General features: G+C 71.1%; 18 protein-coding genes. 7 read left to right on the forward strand and 11 right to left on the reverse strand.

Going from position 1 to position 19,085, the window contains the following annotated elements:
* Nucleotides 1-368: 368 nt before the first annotated feature.
* Nucleotides 369-1,400: a serine hydrolase domain-containing protein gene (locus tag IO36_RS12860; RefSeq protein ID WP_158997314.1), complete on the forward strand. Its 1,032-nt coding sequence runs from the start codon at nucleotides 369-371 to the stop codon at nucleotides 1,398-1,400.
* A 104-nt stretch (nucleotides 1,401-1,504) separates the two neighbouring features.
* Nucleotides 1,505-2,287 (forward strand): hypothetical protein, encoded by a 783-nt coding sequence (locus IO36_RS12865; RefSeq protein ID WP_037619596.1) that lies wholly within the window; start codon nucleotides 1,505-1,507, stop codon nucleotides 2,285-2,287.
* Nucleotides 2,288-2,371: 84 nt separating this feature from the next.
* On the opposite strand, the gene IO36_RS12870 is transcribed toward IO36_RS12865, so the two are convergent.
* Nucleotides 2,372-3,244: a restriction endonuclease gene (locus IO36_RS12870; protein ID WP_037619599.1), complete on the reverse strand. Its 873-nt coding sequence runs from the start codon at nucleotides 3,242-3,244 to the stop codon at nucleotides 2,372-2,374.
* A 275-nt stretch (nucleotides 3,245-3,519) separates the two neighbouring features.
* Between IO36_RS12870 and IO36_RS12875 the strand changes: the two genes are divergently transcribed.
* The gene (locus tag IO36_RS12875; protein ID WP_209441195.1) at nucleotides 3,520-4,950 is read left to right on the forward strand and encodes an MFS transporter; all 1,431 of its coding nucleotides are present in this window, start codon (nucleotides 3,520-3,522) and stop codon (nucleotides 4,948-4,950) included.
* 173 nt (nucleotides 4,951-5,123) lie between these two features.
* Here the strand turns inward: IO36_RS12875 and IO36_RS12880 are convergent, their stop codons facing one another.
* Nucleotides 5,124-6,356, reverse strand: coding sequence for a cytochrome P450 family protein (locus IO36_RS12880; protein WP_037619601.1), 1,233 nt, complete (start codon nucleotides 6,354-6,356; stop codon nucleotides 5,124-5,126).
* A 300-nt stretch (nucleotides 6,357-6,656) separates the two neighbouring features.
* Here IO36_RS12880 and IO36_RS12885 point away from each other — a divergent pair, with 300 nt between their 5' ends.
* Complete coding sequence (locus tag IO36_RS12885; RefSeq protein WP_037619605.1) at nucleotides 6,657-7,238, forward strand: dihydrofolate reductase family protein; 582 nt, start codon at nucleotides 6,657-6,659, stop codon at nucleotides 7,236-7,238.
* A gap of 21 nt (nucleotides 7,239-7,259) precedes the next feature.
* Here the strand turns inward: IO36_RS12885 and IO36_RS46785 are convergent, their stop codons facing one another.
* A complete protein-coding gene (locus tag IO36_RS46785) occupies nucleotides 7,260-7,397 on the reverse strand; it encodes a hypothetical protein (protein WP_158997316.1) in 138 nt (45 codons plus the stop codon).
* Nucleotides 7,398-7,438: 41 nt separating this feature from the next.
* On the reverse strand, nucleotides 7,439-8,737 hold the full coding sequence (locus IO36_RS12890) for an MFS transporter (RefSeq protein ID WP_037619608.1): 1,299 nt from the start codon (nucleotides 8,735-8,737) through the stop codon (nucleotides 7,439-7,441).
* 635 nt (nucleotides 8,738-9,372) lie between these two features.
* On the opposite strand from IO36_RS12890, the gene IO36_RS12895 reads away from it, so the two are divergent.
* Complete coding sequence (locus tag IO36_RS12895) at nucleotides 9,373-10,053, forward strand: NADPH-dependent F420 reductase (protein ID WP_037619609.1); 681 nt, start codon at nucleotides 9,373-9,375, stop codon at nucleotides 10,051-10,053.
* A gap of 87 nt (nucleotides 10,054-10,140) precedes the next feature.
* Here IO36_RS12895 and IO36_RS12900 read toward each other — a convergent pair whose 3' ends face one another.
* From IO36_RS12900 to IO36_RS47695, 7 genes are all read right to left on the reverse strand, one after another.
* On the reverse strand, nucleotides 10,141-10,896 hold the full coding sequence (locus tag IO36_RS12900; protein ID WP_037619611.1) for a YqjF family protein: 756 nt from the start codon (nucleotides 10,894-10,896) through the stop codon (nucleotides 10,141-10,143).
* Between the two features lie 261 nt (nucleotides 10,897-11,157).
* Nucleotides 11,158-12,060, reverse strand: a complete 903-nt coding sequence (locus IO36_RS12905) for a hypothetical protein (protein ID WP_051900364.1) — start codon at nucleotides 12,058-12,060, stop codon at nucleotides 11,158-11,160.
* Between the two features lie 311 nt (nucleotides 12,061-12,371).
* Nucleotides 12,372-12,932: a hypothetical protein gene (locus tag IO36_RS12910; protein WP_051900365.1), complete on the reverse strand. Its 561-nt coding sequence runs from the start codon at nucleotides 12,930-12,932 to the stop codon at nucleotides 12,372-12,374.
* Between the two features lie 83 nt (nucleotides 12,933-13,015).
* The gene (locus IO36_RS46790; RefSeq protein WP_158997318.1) at nucleotides 13,016-13,165 is read right to left on the reverse strand and encodes a hypothetical protein; all 150 of its coding nucleotides are present in this window, start codon (nucleotides 13,163-13,165) and stop codon (nucleotides 13,016-13,018) included.
* Between the two features lie 50 nt (nucleotides 13,166-13,215).
* Nucleotides 13,216-13,671, reverse strand: coding sequence for a hypothetical protein (locus IO36_RS12915; RefSeq protein ID WP_051900366.1), 456 nt, complete (start codon nucleotides 13,669-13,671; stop codon nucleotides 13,216-13,218).
* Nucleotides 13,672-13,949: 278 nt separating this feature from the next.
* A complete protein-coding gene (locus IO36_RS12920) occupies nucleotides 13,950-14,357 on the reverse strand; it encodes a hypothetical protein (protein WP_037619613.1) in 408 nt (135 codons plus the stop codon).
* Nucleotides 14,358-14,402: 45 nt separating this feature from the next.
* Nucleotides 14,403-15,659, reverse strand: coding sequence for a hypothetical protein (locus tag IO36_RS47695; RefSeq protein WP_051900367.1), 1,257 nt, complete (start codon nucleotides 15,657-15,659; stop codon nucleotides 14,403-14,405).
* 110 nt (nucleotides 15,660-15,769) lie between these two features.
* On the opposite strand from IO36_RS47695, the gene IO36_RS43035 reads away from it, so the two are divergent.
* On the forward strand, nucleotides 15,770-17,503 hold the full coding sequence (locus tag IO36_RS43035; RefSeq protein ID WP_158997320.1) for an FHA domain-containing protein: 1,734 nt from the start codon (nucleotides 15,770-15,772) through the stop codon (nucleotides 17,501-17,503).
* A complete protein-coding gene (locus IO36_RS12935) occupies nucleotides 17,500-19,077 on the forward strand; it encodes a serine/threonine-protein kinase (protein ID WP_051900369.1) in 1,578 nt (525 codons plus the stop codon). The genes IO36_RS43035 and IO36_RS12935 overlap by 4 nt, the downstream gene beginning before the upstream one ends.
* The last annotated feature ends 8 nt before the right edge of the window (nucleotides 19,078-19,085 follow it).

Genomic DNA, 19,085 nt, shown 5'->3' on the forward strand with positions numbered 1-19,085 from the left:
CGCCGGAGCCGGCCTCGCCTCAGGGTGCGGCGACAACTCGCCAGGCGGAGTTCCGAGTTCCATGTTCTCCTCCCCGTACCCCGATCGTGCCCGACGGCATTCCGGATCCGAAGGAGCATGAATTGCGCGTGAAGGTGCTTGTTCGGCGGCGCCCGCAACGGACGTGGTTTCGCGCGGTGGCCACGGTTGCGTTCTCCGGGGCCCTCATCCTGCCGCTCGCCGCGACCCCGTCGAGTGCGAACGCGCTCCGCGAGAGTGGTGCGGCCGGGCCTCGGTCGCCCTCAGCGAACCAACAGGACGGCACGGCGGATACACGCGCTCATCTCCGTGATTTAGCCCGGAGGTTGGTGGATGCAGGAGTCCCCGGGGTGATCGTCCGGGTGGACGACGATCACGGCAGGCCCATCGAGATCTCCGAGCAGGCCGCCTGGACGAAGAAGGACCATCGGCTCAGGGCGGACGACGAGGTCCGAGAGGCGTCCAACACCAAGACGGTGATGGCCACCCTCGTCCTGCAACTGGTCGCCGAGCACAGACTCGCCCTCACCGACCCGGTCGACAAGTGGCTGCCCGGCCAGGTGCGCAACGGCAGAGCGATCACCCTGCGCATGCTGCTCAACCACACCAGCGGGCTGTACGACTACACCGAGGACCCCGCCCTCGCACCGGCCCTCACCGGCCGCGACCCTCACGTGTGGACGTCGACGGAAATCCTTAGGTTGGTGCGCAGACACCCGGCACAGTTCGAGCCCGGCACCGAGTGGTCGTACAGCAACACCAACTACATCGCGATCGGCGCCGTCCTGCGGAAGGCCACCGGCAGGAGTCTCGCGTCGCTGGTGCGGGACCGGATCGCCAAGCCCCTGGGGCTCCGGCACACTTTCTACGCCACCGGCACCGCCTGGCACGACCGGCACGCGCACGGCTACGAACCCGACGCCGCCCACATGCCACCGGACGTTCCCGACGAGTTCAGGACGTACGGCGGACCGCAACACGACGACCACGTGGACGTCACCGGCGACTACGTCACGGCCAGCGGCGCGGATGCCGCGATCGTGTCCACCGCCGGTGACTGGTCCCGCTTCTACGGCGCGCTGATGTCGGGCCGCCTGCTGCCGGCCGCGCAACTGGCCGAGATGCGCACCACCGTTCCGGAGGGCGGGCCGGAGGACCCGGACGAGCTCTCGTACGGGTTGGGCATCGAGAGGGCGAAGACCGGCTGCGGCACGGTCTGGGACCACGTCGGCGTCGTCCCGGGCTACGCGACCTACAACGTCACCGACTCAACCGGCCGTCGCACAGCCTCCTTCTTCTTCGCCACGTCCACTCTCAGCAAACAAGGGCACCAGACCGGCGCGGCCCTGATGGAGGCGCTCAACTGCGCCCTGTTCGACTGACCTCCGAGCTTCCGTGGGAGTCGCCTCCGCGCTCCCGCCGACGGATCTCCGGCGCAGAGCGCAGGGGCGAGTCGATCGATTTCGCCGAGCACCGCTGTCCGGCGGTGGCCACGGCGATGCACTCGTGGAAGGGCCACTTCATGTTCGTGCTGGGATGGGCCATCGCAGTGACGGCCTTGGCGATGTGGTGGGTGCTCTGGCGGATCGTCCGGTACCCCGGGGGTTGGACGTACGCGTTTCACCAGGAACACCGTGAAGCACGCAGCGCTCTGGACGATGCCCGCGGCACAGTGCGCGGGCTGCGCAGAACGGCGCGACGCGAGAAGTGGCGGGCGCGGGCGGCGGTGCAGCGGGCGGAGTGGGCGTACCGGCGCCGAGTCCGCCGAGCCGAGGCCGAGTTGCGGCAGTTGGACACGACACACCGCGGGGCGCGCATCGAGCAGTTGGGTGCGATCGCCCTGCACAAGCATGCGGTGGTCGTCGGCAACAACGAGATCGCCCTGGCCGGCCTGCAGGTCCGGTTCGAACTGGGTCGCTCCAAGTCCGCGTCGTACGTGTATCTCACGCAGCCCGACGGCCTTGAACACATGGAGCGTTACGGCGGTGCGCAATACCCCGAGGACGCGGTGCGCCGGTTCGTCGTACGGGTGCAGAACGCCGTCGCGGCAGCCGACAAGCTGAAGGAGCAGCGGGTCGGCAGTCTCCGCGCCGTCAAGGCCGAACTACGCGAGGCTCGTTCGGCGACGGAACAGATGGAGGAAGCGAAGGAGCGACTGGAGGAAACACGCGCCCGCCATGACGCGGACGTGAGGCTCCCGAAGGCGCGTATGGCCCTGGACGACGCCCGGAGCACGTGGCAGAGCCTCACAGGACGGCGGCCTCTTTGACTGCTGGTTCGGCGGCACCCGGGGCGGCGGTGTTCGGTGAGCCGGCGGGGCGTATTCGCTGGGCCGGCTCAGCGGCAACCCGCCTCACCCCGCCGACGTCTGCGCCTGCCAAGGCCGCGGTCCCGTGCCTTCCTGCCAGCTCCGCAGTTGCGGACCGTCGACGCATACGATGCCGCACTGCTCCGCGTACTCGAGTGCGGGGGCGGTGAAGTCGCTGGTGGTGACCACGACGGCGACGTCGGCGCCGTGAACGGTGAAGCAGGTGCCACCGAATCGCTGCAGGTCCTGTGAGCCGACCCGGTTGCCGTCGCAGTACCGCTTGCACTGGATGACGACCGAGCGCCCGTCGGGCGTCCTCCCCACGACGTCGGCGCCCAGGTCGCCGGCCCCGCCCACGACGTCCACGTCGAGACAACCGTCGCGTCGGCACAGCTCGGCCACCGCCTCTTCGAACTCGTACGGGTCCAGAGCCTCGTAGGCGATCTCCACCGGGTCCGCGGGCGTCTCGGGCATCGTCTCAGGCAGCGCCTCCGGCATGACCTCGGGCATTGCTTCGGGAAACAGGACGGTGGGTTCCGTGCCGAGGCAGCCGCTGGAGGCACCGGCCTCGGCGGGGACCAGGCCGAAGGCGGGACCCGATGACGCCGCGTCGAGCGCTTCGACCGCCGTCTGGGTGGCAGCGTCCAGGGCTTTGGCCGACCGCCGCGCGATCCTGGCCGCCGATATCCGTCGCCTCCCGCGGCCGCCGGCCATGACAGCGCCGACACTCGTGAGTGCGAGTGCCAGGGCCCACGCGGGACGGTGCATCGCAGCCGCGGCCGCGGTACGGGCGACCGCACCCACCAGGGCGAGGATGACGGCGAGAAGCGCGAAGTAGAGAGCCGTCGCCCGGAGTTCGAAGCGGCGGGAGCGGCGGGAGCGGCGAGCGGTACGCCGGGCGCGTGCGGGAACGGCCATGGTGATGTTTCCTCCCCTGGGACATCAACGAAGATCAATTCGCGTCTTCCCAGGCAGCGGCCGTTCTACCATTCGCGCGGATCGCGATGAGAGCCGTGCGATCGGCGGGGGCTGCCGCACGTCGCCTCGCTCGGCCGGTTCACTGGCTGTCCCCGCTGCGCACCGCTCCCCTACGCCCCGTCAACACCATGCGCCACACGCAGGGAACGGGATTTGTCACCGTCTCCTAATTACTGTGGCATTCATCCAATTCTGTGCAGGACGGGGACCAGCGTATGGCGTTCGCAGAACCGGTCGACGACGGAGCCTCCGCCTCCCCCGGCCGAGCCGGCAGGCAGCCCAAGGAGCAGTCCTTGGCCCCGTTGCTCGCTGTATGCGCCGGGTATTTCATGGTGATCCTCGACGTCACGGTGGTCAGCGTCGCGGCGCCGGTGATCGGCCGGGAGATGTCGGCTTCCGTCACGGGTATCCAATGGATCACCGACGGATACACCCTGGTCTTCGCCGGCTTTCTGCTGCTGGGCGGTGCCATGGGCGACCGGTGGGGAAACCGCCGGATCTTCTGCACGGGCGTGGCCGTGTTCACGCTCTCCTCCGCCGCCTGCGCACTAGCACCCAACGCTCCGTTCCTCACCGCGGCCCGTCTGGTGGAGGGACTGGGTGCGGCGTTGATCGTGCCCGGGTCGCTGGCGCTGCTGCGGCAGGCGTACCACGCTCCGGCGGCTCGTTCGAGAGCCTTCGGCCTGTGGGGATCCATGGCCGGTATCGCGGCCTCGGCCGGGCCGCTGCTGGGCGGGCTGCTCGTCTCCACGGTGGGCTGGCGATGGGTGTTCCTGATCAACCTCCCGGTGGGTGTCGTCTGCCTGATGCTGACGTTGCGCCACGTGGAGGTCTCCCCCAGGTTGGTCTCCCGTGCCCTCGACTGGCCCGCGCAGGTCGCGGTGGTCGCCGCCGTGGCCTTCCTGACGGCCGCGCTCAACGAGGCCGGAAGACGCGGTTGGACGGCACCGGCCGTCCTGACGGCAGCGGGACTGTCTCTCCTGGGAGCCGTCGCGTTCGTGGTCCGCGAACGGCTGGCGCGATCTCCCGCTGTCCCGCTGGACCTGCTGTGGTCTCGCGCGCTGGGCGGCGGCACAGCCATCGGCCTGCTGTTCAACTTCGGCTTCTACGGAATGGTGTTCACCGCCAGCCTGTACTTCCAGCACCAGCGCGGTTTCAGCGCCCTCGAAACGGGGGTGGCGCTGCTCCCCGCGGTGGCCATGACCATGTTCGCCTCGGTCGTGTCGGCCCGGCTTGCCCGACGCACCGGAGACCGGCCCCTGGTGATGGCCGGGATGCTCGTGGCCTCCGCCGGACTGGCAGGCTGGGCCGTCGCAGGAGCCGAACCCGCATACCCCCTGCTCATCGTCCCGATGATGGCAGCGGGGTTCGGAACCTCCTTCGCACTCACCGGCACGACATCCACCGTCATGGCGGCGGCACCGCAGGCCTACTCGGGAACTGCTTCCGCCCTCTTCAACACGGCCCGCCAGGTGGGCAGCGCGACCGGTGTCGCGCTCGGCGGCACCCTCCTCGCCACCGCCACAACCTACGGCCAGGGGATCCGCGTCAGCATGGCCATCGGCGCAGTCGCCTACCTGACCGCCGCCGGCCTGGCGTGGCGATGCGTGCCCCGCAGATCCGAGCACGACGCTCGCAGCTCGTAGATCGGCGGGGCCGGCGGCCACGCCACCCCGCCCTCGCGGACCTGGGCCTCTCAGGCAGCTCCATGGTTGAGCTCCCTGGCCAACCAGGTGCAACCTTGCTCAGCCCCTGCCCGCACGGTGGGATGCACGACGGCGAATCGACCCAAGGTTCGGGCAGAGGCCGTGCCCCCCTCTCATCGCCGCGTAGCTGCTTCCTTGCTGACTCCGGTGCGGACCGGAAGGCTCAGCAGACCGCGGGACCGCATCGAGGGCCGCCATCGCAACTCGCTCGGCGGCACGTCGAGGGCCAGGTCGGGGAAGCGGCCGAACAAAGTCGACAGGGCGATTTCGGTTTCCATACGGGCCAACGGGGCGCCGAGGCAGTAGTGGATGCCGTGACCGAGGGCGAGGTGGCCCTCGGCGTCGCGGTCGATGTCGAAGCGATCCGGATCAGTGAATCGGTCCGGGTCCCGGTGGGCGGCCGCAAGGCACAGCAGGACCGTCTCGCCCGCGGGGATGGTCACGTCGCCGATCGTGACGTCCTCGGTCGCGAAGCGGCGGATGGCCAGCGGTACCGGGCCGTCATATCGGGCCAGTTCCTCCACCGCCGCGCTCATGCGCGTGGGATCGGCGCGCAGTTCGGCCAACTGGTCGGGGTGGCGAAGCAAGGTCAGGACTGCATTCCCGATGAGGTGAACGGTGTTCTCGTACCCGGCGAACAGGATGAGGAAGGTCAGGGACATCAACTCGTCCTCGCTCAGCCGGTCGTCCTCGTCGCGTACGGCAATCAGGGCGGAGAGCAGGTCGTCGGCTGGAGCGGTGCGCTTGTCGGAGATGAGCTGGGTGAAGAACGCCAGCATTCTGCCGACCGCCTCCCTGGCGAGGGCCGGCCGCTCAGGATCGGGGGCCACGAGTGCGTCGGTCCATGAACGGAAGTCGTGCCGGTCGCCCCCGCCCACGCCGAGCAGGTCACAGATCACGGTGATCGGCAGCGGCGCGGCGTACGAGGCGATCAGGTCCACGCTTTCGGCCGCGCCAACCGCGTCCAGCAACTGGTCCGCGGTGCGCTGTATCGGCTCGCGCAGCTGCTCGATCTGGCGTGAAGTGAAGGCCCGGGTCACCAGGCGCCTGATGCGCGTGTGATCCGGAGGATCCATGTTGAGCAGGTTCGCGTCCAGCGCCGGCGGTAAGGCCATACCTCGGTAGCCGCCGGGCGCCGCGTTGTGCTTGTCCAAGGAGAGCCGCGGGTCGGCGAGTGCCCGGCGGACGTCGTCGTACCGGGTCACCAGCCAGGCGGGCAGACCGTCCGTCCCGGTGATCCGGTGTACGGGTCCGGCTTGGCGAAGCCGGGCGTAGACGGCGTACGGGTCTTCAGCGAGCGCCGAGGGAACAATTGCCGTCTGCGGACCGGAGGTTGATTGGTTCATGCCCCGACCCTACTTATCGGGTCGGTGCACTATCCGTGCACTGCCTTCACCTCGGCGCGGCGCACGCTTGACCTCAGCCGGCCGCGAACGCAGACAGCAAGGTGTCCGCTCGCAGCTCCAGTTCGGCCGTCACGACGCCGCTCACCGTCACGGAGACTTCGTCGCCGCCTCCAACCGGTTCGCCGCGGTGGAATCGGCTGACCGCTGCCGAACGGATGGCCAGGGGCGGCCTCTTGATGTCTGACAAGAGCGACAGCCCACGCCACGCTAATTTGGGGCACCCCAGCAGAGGAGAGCCCCATGGGCAAGGTGGTCATGTACAGCTCGGTGTCGGTGGACGGCTTCATCGCGGACGAGAATGACCAGCCCGGACCGCTGTTCGACTGGTTGCTCAGCGGTGACGTCCCCTTGGACGAGAGCGGCGCGGTGAAGGTGTCGCAGACGTCCTACGACTACATCCGGCCGTACTGGGACCAGATCGGGGCGACGATCGTCGGCCGCCACGTCTTCGACCTGACGGACGGCTGGGACGGGAAGCCTCCGGGCGGGATCGACCACGTCGTCGTCGTGACGCACCGGCCGGAGCCCGAGGGCTGGGACCCCGAGGCACCGTTTCACTTCGTCGAAGGCGTCGAGGCGGCCGTGGCCAAGGCGCAGCAGCTCGCGGGTGACCGCCTGGTCGAGGTCGCCGCCGGCGAGGTCGGTGGCCAGGTGCTCGCCGCGGGCCTGGTCGACGAGGTGCGCATGGACGTCGTACCCGTCGTGTTCGGCTCGGGCAAGCGCTACTTCGGATCGGTCCACGCGCAACACCTGCTGGAGGATCCGGACGAGGCGATTCAGGGCGACCGGGTGCTTCACCTGCGCTATCGGGTACGCCGCTGACCGATCTTGCGGACGTGCGGGTCAATGGGCGTTCGCCTCTTCGGAGGTGGACCACCGGCCCGCGGCCTCGACTTCGGCGAGCGAGGGGAACCTGCGGACCCGATCGTCCTTCATCCGCCGGCCGTCCTGCCGGTCCCTCAAGTAGACGCCTCTCGCCATGCTTTGCTCGATCCTTTCCGAGTTCCTGCTCCGTGCAGAGTTCAGCCGCGGACCTCCCACTCTTCGGGGAGTCGGCTGTGGTGACGTATCGGCGACAGGAGCAGCAGCACGAGCGGCACGCCCATGGCCACGGCTCCCGCCCACAGGGCCGTACCGGTGGACCAGTGGTTGGCGACCAGGCCACCGGCCAGGGCTCCCAGCGGTGTGGCGCCTTGGACGACGACGCTGTAGGCGGCCGTGACCCGGCCCATGTATGCGTTCGGCGTCACCCGGGCACGCAGTCCGGCCGTGGACACCGACCGGCCCACGATGGCGACGCCAATGAGGACCTCCGCCAGCGCGATGAGCGGCACGGCGACGTCTCGGAAGACGGCGGCGAGGGGAGCCGCGACCACGGCGAACGGGGCCAGGGCGGAGAAGACGATCGCCATCCGGATCTCGCCGAACCGGCGCCGCAGTCGTGGGGCCAGGAGGGAGGCGGCGAACCCGGTCAGGGCGCCGAGCGTGGACAGCAGGCCGAACAGCCAGGCCGAAATGCCGATCTCCTCGAGCAGGAAGACCGGCAGCATCGCCAGGATGATGCCCGCGCCGACGTTGTTCAGCGCGGCCTGGTTGAGGAGCAGGCGGAGCAAGGGCTGCTTGAACAGGACGCTCATGCCGTCCGCGATCTCACGGCGGAACTCACGCTTGGGCGTGGTCCTGCCTCGCGCGACGTCCCCGGACGGGTGGATGCGTCGAAGGAGCAGGAGCGACACCAGGTGGCAGAGCCCGACGAAGCAGTAGAGGACGGGTGCGGCGACGCTCTGGGTCACGACGCCCGCGACGCTCGGGGAGATCGCCTGAAGGGCGGTCTGGGAGGTCTGCAGGCGGGCGTTGCCGTCGGCCACCCGCCGTCTCGGCAGCACGTACGGCAGCACGCTGCTGTGGGCCACTTCGAAGAAGACCCCGGCCATGCTGATCACGAGGGCCACCACGATCAGCTGGGCCACGGTGAGAGCGTCCAGGAAATAGGCGACCGGGATGCTGCCGAAGGCGACGGCGTAGGCGACGTCCGCCCAGACCATCACCGGCTTCTTGCGCCAGCGGTCGATCCAGACGCCGGCGGGCAGACCCACCGTCAGGAATCCCGCCCGGCTGCAGACGAAGATCAGACTCATCACCAGGGGACGCGCGTGCAGCAGCAGGAGCGCGGTGACGGGCAGCGCGAACCCGGCGACCTCGGAGGCCGCGTACCGAAAACCGTTGGCTGCCCAAAGCCGCCGGAAGTCGGGAACCTTGAGGACCTCGGTGGCGTCGTCGTCGGTGGCGAAGGCCGAGGTGCTCGTGTCGGTGTGGACCATGCCCCCCTTTCCGCCTCCCTGTCTCCAACTGAGGGAATTGACAACGCCGTCACGACGCAAGATGGAAGCTACATCGAGCACTGATCGAAGGTCTAGAGGTATTTCCTCGCGACGGCTGACAGGCCAATTTCCGCAGCGACATAACAGGCCCGCTCAGGTGTCTTGTCAATAACGTGACGTCACCTTCAGCTGCAACAGCACACACGACGGTCCACGGACTCTTGAGGTACTCGAAACCCTTCAGCGAGGCGCACTTGACCGAAGGATGAGACACCCTTGGTGAACCGATCATCGCTCACCAATTGGGGTCGCGATGCAGTCGACCGATGAAAATGAGACAGATTTCCCGGGTTTTCGTCACTGTCGGCGAGAGAGGGATTTGGGACCGTTCTTGCGGCCCTTGGGAGTGCACCCCCTCGGCCGCGAGGCAGCATTTCGTGACACTATTCGGAATTCACTTGCAGCGCATGGACGCAATCGTTTCCTGGCGGCGCCGAGCCAGGGCGCAGTGGCTGGAGGCGAGGCCTCGGGCCAGGCGGGGTGGTCACTCCGCCCGGCGGGGCGCAGACCACGGGCTCTCGCGCCTGCGAGTGAGTGGGCGGAATGCACGGCCGCGGTGTGGGGTTGTCGCTTTCATGGCGACTCTTGGACTCATCGGCAGTGGAAACATCGGTGGCACGCTGGCCCGGCTGGCCGTGGACGCCGGCCTGGACGTGGTGCTCAGCAATTCGCGCGGGCCGGAGACGCTCGGCGACCTCGTCGCGGATCTCGGCCCCCGTGCCCGTGCGGCGACTCCGGCGGAGGCCGCGGCAGCGGGCGACTGGGTCGTGGTGACCGTGCCGCTCAAGGCGTTCGACCAGATCCCGGTGGCTCCGCTCTCCGGGAAGACGGTCATCGACACCGGAAACTACTACCCGGAGCGGGACGGCGAGATCACCGCGCTGAAGGACGGCTCGACCACGGAGAGCCAGCTGCTCCAGGGCCACCTGCCGAACGCGCACGTGGTCAAGGGTTTCAACAACATCTTCTTCCGCCACCTGGGCGCGCTGGCCCGTCCCGAGGGCGCGCCGGACCGCACCACGCTGCCCGTGGCGGGCGACGACCCGACGGCCGTGAAAAACGCCGCCGAGCTGCTCGGCATCCTCGGCTTCGACGCACTGGCGTACGGCGGCCTCGCCGACAGCTGGCGCTCGCAGCCCGGTACCCCGGTGTACGGGCTGCCGTACGCGGGCGACGCCGCCGACTTCATGAACGCCGAGGCCACCCCGGCCGGAGCCGACGTCGTCCGCGCCCGCATCGACGAAGCCGTCCGCTGACACCTGCGTCCGTCGCTCGGTCGTCGGTAGCGGGCTCCACCGACCCCGTGCGTCTGCCGCCATGGGGGCGCTTTCCGTCGCCCCCGGTCAGGGCACCGTCGGCCGGAGATGACTCCGAGGTACCAGGCCGGCGGGTCTGCCCAGGCGTACCGGGACTCCGGGCGAGTAAAGGACGCTGACCGGTGGCCCGTCGGGTGCGGGGAGCCCTGCCGCCGTGAGGAGGTTCTCCTCGCAGGTGATCAGCTCCGCGCGGTGCAGCGGCCAGCGCGGGTGGTCGTTGGCCAGGTAGCCGGTGCCACCCCAGAAGGTGTTGTGCAGGCCCCAGCGGGCCGTGAGGAAGTGCTCCAGCCCTGTCGGCTCCGTGACGAGCGGGCCGACCTGGGCGACGATCCGGCTCCGCGCCCGGGACGTTCCGGGCCGGCGCCGGGAACTCGTGTAGGTGACGGTACCGCCGTCCGACCTCACGTCCATCCGGGACCACGAGTACGGGAGCCGGAAGCCCACGCGGCCCAGAAGCACCGGCACGAGGCGCGAAGCGTCCATGGAGCGGAAGACCACCCCGCGGCGGCCCTGATCGTCCACGGAGTACAGGCGCACGTTGGTCTCCGGGAACGAGCCGAAGTACGGCACCCCGGGGAGTCCGAGCCAGCCCGTCTTGTCCATCCGGAAGGCGATGAGGCCGACGTGGGCGGCCCCGTCGTAGGTGTCCGCGGTGACCCCGCGCGGCAACAGCGGAGCGACGGCCGCGGGATCAACGGCCCAGTGGATGAAGGTGAGGTCGAGCCACCGCTGGGTGAGAAGCGCACTGCGCACCGCGACCGTGGCGTCAGGCGTGATGGGCATCGGGTCCACCCCACAAGGGTGCCGGATCGGGTACGGGACGACTGCGGCGGGTCGGGTACGGGACACGGGCGCCGGATCGAGCGCTGGAATCGGGGCCGGTCCCGCACGGGAGGTGAGCCCGGCTCGCCCGCGGGGAGGCTGGGGCGGATCGTGCACGGGAGGCGAGGGTGGTCGCGGACGGCTGAGCCCGACGACGACCGGGCCCGATGCAGGCGCCGTCGCTGACCTCGTCGGCGCACCTGGTGGCCACAGGCGGCGGCTTCAGCCGTGCAGCGGGACCGTGCGCACCTTCGCCGGTGACGGCGGCCAGCGCAGGCGTACGCCTGTCGTACGGGCGATGAGGCGCAGATGGGCGCCCGTGTTGCCGACGTACCAGAGCGAGCGCTCCGTCCTGGTCCAGACGTATGCCGGCACACCGTCGTCCAGGAGAGTCGTCAGGCGGGGCTCCTCCAGCGCCGCGGCCGCGACCGCGTACAGCGCCGGCAGTCGGGGGGCGATCACGCCGTAGTCGAGCATCCGGGCCAGGGCGTGTTCGTCGAGGATGGTGTCCTCGGTGGGCAGCGTGATCGGGTACACCGCCGGGAAGGACCGGCCGAGGTCGAGGAACCACTTCACGGTCCCGGAGCGGGGGTCCACCAGCAGGGGCCCGAGCCGGGCCAGGGGCCCCAGCATGAGCCGCGGCCGTACGAGCATGGCGTGAGTGAACAGCACGCGCAGCAGGGCCACGTTCATCATGAAGCGCTCCACCTGCGACTCCGGTGCGGCCAGTTCCTCGTGGCGCAGATAGCCGGCGACGATGCTGGCGTTGTGGGCGCGGTACCAGGACGCCGGGGACGGCTCCCGGACGCAGTCCACCCAGTACTCGACGCTTCTGGCACTCGCCTCCCCGCGGACACCGGCGCACAGCAGGCCCGCCTCCACCTTGTCCCGGAGCAGCCCCTCGTTCACCGAACGCCACCACGCGCTCCCCGGGCGCGCACCGGACTCCGGGGCGAGCACGCCACGTGCCGCGGACCAGCGCAGAAAGCTCAACTCGGCGTGACCGTATCGGCGCAGAGGCTCGGCAGAGTGCGTGTAGAACTCCTGCGCCAGCGCCAGCCGGGCGTCCACGTCGTCCCGGACCAGGGCGATCCGGCGCTCGGCTCGAGCGGCTGCATCGGACATGGGAACCCCATCGGGCGGCTGTGACACGAGAACCCTGGCAGCCGGTGTCTCCCGGCCGGACCGGGCCGCTGACGTCTGCGCCTGGACCGGCCAGGGCCGGGCAGCCCGGCTCGACGGCAACACTCGTGTGTCGGGAGGCGTGCGTGGCTAGCGGCTTTCTCAGCGCCGGGGGGCTTTCTCAGCGCCGGGGTGAGACAGCCGCCGCTCCCTCTTCTCAGGATCCGTGGTGCGGACGCGTTCTGCCAGTCGTCCAGGAGAGCCGGCCCGTCCCGCGAGGCCTCCGCCCCGGCGCCACGGCAGCACTGCTGTGGCTAGATCCAGTGCTGGTCATCGTCATCGTCATCGTCATCGTCATCGTCATCGGGTTCAGGCTCCCGGATGTAGGCGAGGTCGAGGACGTAGCGCTCGGTGACCGGGCAGCTGTTCCACGCCTCGGTGAGCCACCCGGCGGGAGCATCGTCGGGCAGCAGGTCGAGGGTGGCGTTGTAGTGGTCGTACGCCGCTCGGCGGCCGGTCCACCAGGCGTGACCCTCGTAGACACCCGGGCGGGGTAGAACGACGTCATCAGGGGCGGGACCGCGGTCGAGCTGACCCACCACGAGGATGCCTGTCGCGGACTCCAGGCTGACATCTACGCGGCCTTCGGCGTCGGCGGGCGGCGCCGGTGGGGCGTCCCAGACGCGGACGGTGATCTCGACGGGCATGTGGGGTTGCAGGCTCAGGAGGTACAGGTGATAGCCGTTTCCCGCCACCACCTGAGTCTCGGCGGCCTCCAGAGCGGCTCCGTCGCCGAGGAAGGCGTCCGCGTCGTAGACCTCCAGGACGCGGCGGCCGGGGGTCGCGATGACACGGTGTTCGGCGAGCAGTGCCATGGCCGGCCGGGTCCCTTCCGCCAGTTCGTGATCTCGTGGTCTCTCCATGGAAGAGGCCGCTGTCCCCGTTTTGGTTGAGTCCGCTACGCCCTGCCGACTACCGCGTAGAAAAGCGCGGCCCCTGCGCACATGAGCGCGAACGGCAGGATGATCACGGCGACCACGGCCTTGATCAGGAACAGCAGGCGGTCCGCAGGCGTGAGCGGGGCCCGTAGCAGGTCGTGATCATTCATCGGTCTCCCCTTGGCCGTGCGGCACCGCGTTCCGCGGCGGTGGGCGGAGTCTAGAAGGCCGGGTCACGCCGGCCGACGGTGTTCCCCGGTCCAGGGCCGGTGAGGACCCTGATCGCGAAGGGCCGGTGCGAGGCGTCGCTCCGCTCGGCCTCGTAGCCCAGGACGTCGAGCATGCAGACGATCGCTTCCGCAGTCCGTTCATGCACGTCGACCGAAGCCTGGATCACCGCCTCGCCCGTCCGGCGCTGCACGGCCTCTCGTACGGATTGCCGCACCGCGGGGTGGAGCTCCCAGGTGAGCCACAGGCCGCCCGCTTCGTCGTCGACCGGATCCAGGTCGATCACCAGCCCGCCGGGCGCCGTCCGCCGGTCCGGTTCCGCCCCGGCGTCACGAACGACGAGTCCGGATCGGGACAGGTGTGCTTTCACGGCCGCGGCAAGCCGTCGGAGACGATCGATCTCGACGGGATCGAACGTCTCCGGTCCGGACTCGTTCACCTGGCTCACGGCGTGAACGGTACAGCGCAGGTCCTGGAGTCCCGGAGTCCTGGAACGTGTTGTAGGGGGTGCACGGGCGCGGTGACGGTCGGCCCCGTGGTGGCCGTATCCGATCGGTGTGCGGCCGGGGCGGCTGCCTCTTTCCATGGGCATATGCGCCGCCAGGCCCTGCTCCCAGCCTTGCGCGGGCCATGCCATGCCCCTTATAACCAACCGTGCAGGCATCGGTGGGGATGGCTGGAAATGGCAGGTGCCACCAGTCAGGGGGATCCTCAGCTCCGCCGGGATCAGACAGCAGCAGACTCAGACCCACGGAGACCGAGGACATGACCGACGACGCCTTTCGCGATGCCATGACCCGTCTTGCCGTCGACCCGGCCTTCAGGGCCGAACTCGACGGTGACACCGAGGAGGTGGCCCGAAGACTCGGCCTCTCCCCCGCGCAGGTCGATGAACTCCGCGCGCTGCGGGTCGAGTCCGGAACCGCGGCGGGACCGGCCGCACTCGACCCGCGGCTGTCCAAGTCGTCCCTGTTCTTCGGAAGCGCGGCACACGCGCTGGCCCACCATGACGTCCCGGACGTGTCGGACGTCCACACCGACCACGTGTCCGGCGATCACGTCTCCGCAGACCACGTGACCGACCTGTCCTCCCGCGCCGACGCCCACGAGGGCACCGGCGGCTTCGACGTCCACTCCACCGGCGCCCAGAGCCTGCTCGGCGGCGGGCTGGTCCAGCAGTCACCGTCCGACGTGGGCGGAGGATTCGGTGAGGCCGGCGAGTTCGGCGGCTTCGGAGAGTTCGGGCACGGGTCCGGGGCGGATCTCGGCGGGCTCGGAGGGCATGTCGGCGCGGGTGCCGACGGTGGTTTCGGCGGGGCCGGCGAAGGCGGTTTCGGCGGCGGTTCGGACGACTTCGGAGGGTTCGGGGATCACGGCGGCGGCTTCGGCGGCGGCGGTGCCGGTGACGGGTTCGGGGACGGTGGATTCGGAGGCGGTCGTACCGGGGGTGGCTTCGGTGACGGCGGATTCGGTGCCGGTGGTGCCGGTGGCGGATTTGGTGAAGGCGGGCTTGGCGACGGCGGGTTCGGCGGCGGGGGTGCCGGGTCCGAGGGCGGGTTCGGCGGCCTCGGGGACGGCGGCGCCGGTGGCGGATTCGGTGACGGCGGGCTTGGTGACGGTGGCTTCGGGGGCGGTGGTACCGGATCCGGGGGCGGCCTCGGCGGGTTCGGGGGTCTCGGCGGTCACGGTGGCGGCTTCGGGGGCGAGGGGGGCGGCGAAGGCGGTGGCGACGCCGGCCACTTCGGCCACGGCGGCATCTACGACCGCGGCGAAGACGGCGGTGGCGGGGACAGCGGCGGCGGCGAGGGCGGCGGCGGAGACAGCGGTGGCGGGGGTGGCGACCAGGAGAACACCGGGCGTCGGCCCGGCGGCGGTGAGGGCGGAGGCTCCGGCGGCGGCGATGGCGGGGGCGGCGACAGCGGCGGTGGCGGGGGCGGCGACAGCGGCGGTGGCGGCGGATCCGGTGACGGCGGCTCCGGTCATGGCGGCGAGGGCGGCGGCCACGGTGGCTCCGGCGGTGGCGATGGCGGCGGTTCCGGTGGCGACGGCGGAGGCGGTGAAGAGGGTGGGGGTCACGGTCACGACGGCGGCTCCGGCGGTTCCGGCGGCGGCGAACGCGGCGGTGGCGGTGGCGGTGGCGACCAGGAGAACACCGGACGGCGCCCCGGCGGCGGTGGCGGTGAGCCCGGTGGCGGCGACGGCAACGGCGGTGGCAGCCAGGAGAACATCGGCCGGCGGCCCGGCGGTGGCGGTGGTGAGCCCGGTGGCGGCGACGGCGGTGGGGGCGGCGACCAGGCGAACACCGGACGCCGGCCCGGCGGCGGTGGCGGTGAGCCCGGCGAGGGCGGCGGCGGCCGCGGGGGTGTCCTCGGCGGTGCCGACCGCGTGCGCGGCGGCGTGAGCGCACCCGGCATCGGCAACGGCATCTCCACCCACCTGTCACCCTCGGCGCCGGGCAACGAAGGCGGCTTCTCCGGCGGCACGTCGATCAGCGGCTCCGGCGCGGGCTGAGCCGACCCATGCTCTGCCACGCCTGCCGCGTCCACGTGCGACGCGACTTCCCGTACTGCCTGCACTGCGGCACCCTGCGCCGCGGCGCGGCCCCGACGTCGTACGCCGCTCCGCACCTGCGCGGCCTCGACGACCCGGACCTGCTCGTCCCGCTCACCGGCCCGGTCACCACGTTGGGCCGGGGCGCGGACAGCGACGTCGTACTGGCCGACGCCAGCGTCTCGCGCCGGCACGCCCGGATCGTACGGACGGAGTCGGGCTTCCGGATCGAGGACCTGGACTCGTTCAACGGCACCGCCGTCGCGGGCGTCGACCTGCACGGCGGCGCGGCGCACCTCGCCGACGGCACGGAGCTGTCCGTCGGCGACGTGCGGCTGGTGTTCGAGCAGCCGCGCGAGGCGCACATCGGGCAGCGGACCCAGGTCGTCGGTACCCAGCTCACCCAACTCCCCACCGTCGCACAGGAGGAGGCTGCGCCGGAGGCGAACGGGCCGCTCACCGCGCGGCCGCGCCGTCGCTCCGGATGGGCGCTCAAGCAGTTGCCGGCCGATCGCGGCGAGACCCGCTGGGTGCTCAACAGCACCCGTACGGGCAGGTATCTGGAGCTGGACGAGCGCGAGGTGTTCCTGTGGAACGCCGTCGACGGCGAGAACACCGTTCGGGACCTGCTGTTCGCCTACGCCGACCGCTTCGGCGAACTCGCCCTGCCCCGTATCGAGGCGGCGCTCGCCACGTTCGCGGACGCCGGACTGCTGCGCGGGCTGCCCGGCCACCCCGAGGCGGCACGGCGGACGGGCTGGCGGCGGGTGGGGCACGCCGTGTATCGGGCGCTGTTGAAGCTGGAGATCTCCGTGCCCGGCCTCGACCGGGCCGTCACCCGGCTCTACCAGGCCTTCGGCTGGCGCCTGTTCACCCGGACCGGGGTGACGCTGGTGTGGCTGTCGGTGGTCGGCGGGCCGGCCGCGTTCTTCGCCGCGCAGGGCCGCCAGCATCTGCTGGACTTCGGCGGCGCGGGTGTCTGGGGGCCGGTGCTGCTGGCCGCCGGATACATATCCGCCCTGGTCGTCCACGAGTTGACGCACGCGCTGGCCGTGAAGTCGTACGGCCGCAAGGTCAAGCGTGGCGGGTTCCTGCTCATGATGGGCATGCCGTTCGCGTTCGTCGACACGAGCGACATGTGGTTCGGCACCCGCTGGTCGCGGGTCCTCGTGGCGCTGTCCGGGCCTTTGTCGACGGCGGCGTTGGCGGGCTGGTGCGCGGCGGGCGCGGCCTTCCTGCCCGCCGGGGCGGCCTCGGCCGTCCTCTTCCAACTGGCCTTCGGGCTCTATCTGAACACGCTCTACAACTTCAACCCCCTGATGCCGCTGGACGGTTACCAGGCGCTGACCGACGCGCTGCGCGTGCCGCGGCTGCGTGAGGAGGCCAGCGCCTACTTCCGTAAGGGGCTGTGGCGGGACCTGCGCGCGGGCAGCCGGCCCGGCCCGCGGCAGGCGGGCATGGCCGCGTACGGGCTCGCGGTCGTCGCCGGGACGTACGGCTTCCTGGTGCTCGCCCTGCTGGCCTGGCGCTCGCGGATCGGCGACCTGCTGGACGGGTGGCTGTCCCCGGCGTGGACCACGGCAGTCGAGGCCGTCGTGGTCGCCCTGGTGGCCTTCCCCGTGTGGTCGGCACCCGTGCGGTGGCTGGCCCGCCGGGTGCGGCTGCGGCGCGGCGCGCGGAGCGCTGCACCGGCTGTGGCGGTGGGCTCGGCCGTGGAGGGAAGGGCGTGAACGAGGACACCACCGGCACCGTCGGCCCGTGGGCCGTCCCCGGTTACGAAGCGGTGCGCATCCTCGGCGAGGGCGCCGGCGGACGGGTCGTCCTGGCCCGGCACACCGCGACCGGGGTGCCCGTCGCGGTCAAGTACCTCGGTGAACACCTCCGCGGTGACCGGGAGTTCCTCGCCCGCTTCCGCGCGGAGGCGCGACTGCTGGGCGAGTTGCGGCACCCGTGCGTGGTGCGGCTGTACGAGTACGTAGAGGCGCGCGGCGGGGCCGCGATCGTGATGGAGGCGGTGGACGGCGTCAGCTTGCGCCAACTGCTGCGCCGGCACGGGGCGACCGGTCCGGAGGCCGCTCTGGTCCTGCTCAAGGGCTCGCTGCTGGGCCTCGGCGCGGCCCATGCGGCCGGTGTGGTCCACCGCGACTACAAGCCGGAGAACGTGCTGGTCCGCGCCGACGGCACCAGCGCTCTCGCCGACTTCGGGATCGCCGTGCGCGACGGACGGGAGACCGAGGCCGCCGGCACGCCCGCCTACATGGCACCCGAGCAGTGGCGCGGCGAGCAGGCGGGACCGGCCGCCGACGTGTACGCCGCGGCGGTCGTCTTCCACGAATGCCTCACCGGACGCCGTCCGTTCACCGCCGACGACGTGAGCGCGCTGCGGCTCCAGCACCTGCGAGCGCCCGTCCCCCTGGACGACGTGCCCGCCCCTGTACGTGGACTGCTGCGCAGGGGAATGGCCAAGGACCCGGCGCAGCGGCCGGACATCGAGTCGTTCCTCGCCGACCTGGAACGGTCCGCCGTCGAGGGTTACGGCGCCGACTGGGAGGAGCGGGGACGGCGCCGCCTCGCCGAACTCACCGTGCTGCTGGCGCTGTTGTTCCCCTTCACGGCGACGGCGACCCTCGAGGCACCGGCCAGCGCGCTGACGCTGCTCGACAGGGTCAGGCGCGGCGGGTGGAAGGCCGCCGCCGGGGCGGCCGCGCTCGTGGTCGTGGCGGGCGGGGCGACGGCCGTGGCGGCGCGTCCGCACGACACGTCGACGACGGTGGCCAGTTCGACGCCTTCGTCTCTCGACTCGCCCTCGCCGTCGGCCTCTTCACCCTCCGCGTCCGTCTCCGCGTCCGCGTCCGATGCCTCGCCGACCGCCGACACCACTCCGTCGGGAACGCCCACGGACAGTGCGTCGGCCTCCCCGGCCCCCACGGCGAGCACCGCCGTACCGGCGGAGTCTCCGGCGTCGACGACCGCGAGCCCGGTCGCGCCCAACGCCGGGACCGTCACGATCACCATCGGCTCCTGGCAGCGCGGGCAGACCCCGGGCACGCTGGTCGCCGACGTCAGCGTCGACACGACCGGCACCGGGCCCGTGACCGTCTCGGCCGACTATTACGTGGACACCCCCGCCGACTCCTACGGCCACCAGTCCCGGCAACTGTCCGGTGCCACCCACTACCCCGTGACCTTCGTGGCGGACTTCGCCAACCACCCGTGCCGGGGCACCTGGATGGTCACGCTCACGAGCTCGCCGGCCGCGGCCGGCGGACCGCAGACGGCTTCGCTGGACGCGCCGCCGTGCTGAGGGCCGTA

The sequence above is a fragment of the Streptomyces aureus genome (genome assembly GCF_000725495.1).
GTDB lineage: Bacteria > Actinomycetota > Actinomycetes > Streptomycetales > Streptomycetaceae > Streptomyces > Streptomyces aureus_B.

Coding starts and splice junctions, on each gene's coding strand:
- IO36_RS12870 (WP_037619599.1), bottom strand. CDS start 3,244: ATGGCCGTTCCCGCACGCGCCCGGCGTACCGCTCGCCGCTCCCGCCGC.
- IO36_RS12875 (WP_209441195.1), top strand. CDS start 3,520: ATGGCGTTCGCAGAACCGGTCGACGACGGAGCCTCCGCCTCCCCCGGC.
- IO36_RS12890 (WP_037619608.1), bottom strand. CDS start 8,737: ATGGTCCACACCGACACGAGCACCTCGGCCTTCGCCACCGACGACGAC.
- IO36_RS12895 (WP_037619609.1), top strand. CDS start 9,373: ATGGCGACTCTTGGACTCATCGGCAGTGGAAACATCGGTGGCACGCTG.
- IO36_RS12880 (WP_037619601.1), bottom strand. CDS start 6,356: ATGAACCAATCAACCTCCGGTCCGCAGACGGCAATTGTTCCCTCGGCG.
- IO36_RS12910 (WP_051900365.1), bottom strand. CDS start 12,932: ATGGCACTGCTCGCCGAACACCGTGTCATCGCGACCCCCGGCCGCCGC.
- IO36_RS46790 (WP_158997318.1), bottom strand. CDS start 13,165: ATGAATGATCACGACCTGCTACGGGCCCCGCTCACGCCTGCGGACCGC.
- IO36_RS12905 (WP_051900364.1), bottom strand. CDS start 12,060: ATGTCCGATGCAGCCGCTCGAGCCGAGCGCCGGATCGCCCTGGTCCGG.
- IO36_RS12900 (WP_037619611.1), bottom strand. CDS start 10,896: ATGCCCATCACGCCTGACGCCACGGTCGCGGTGCGCAGTGCGCTTCTC.
- IO36_RS12885 (WP_037619605.1), top strand. CDS start 6,657: ATGGGCAAGGTGGTCATGTACAGCTCGGTGTCGGTGGACGGCTTCATC.
- IO36_RS46785 (WP_158997316.1), bottom strand. CDS start 7,397: ATGGCGAGAGGCGTCTACTTGAGGGACCGGCAGGACGGCCGGCGGATG.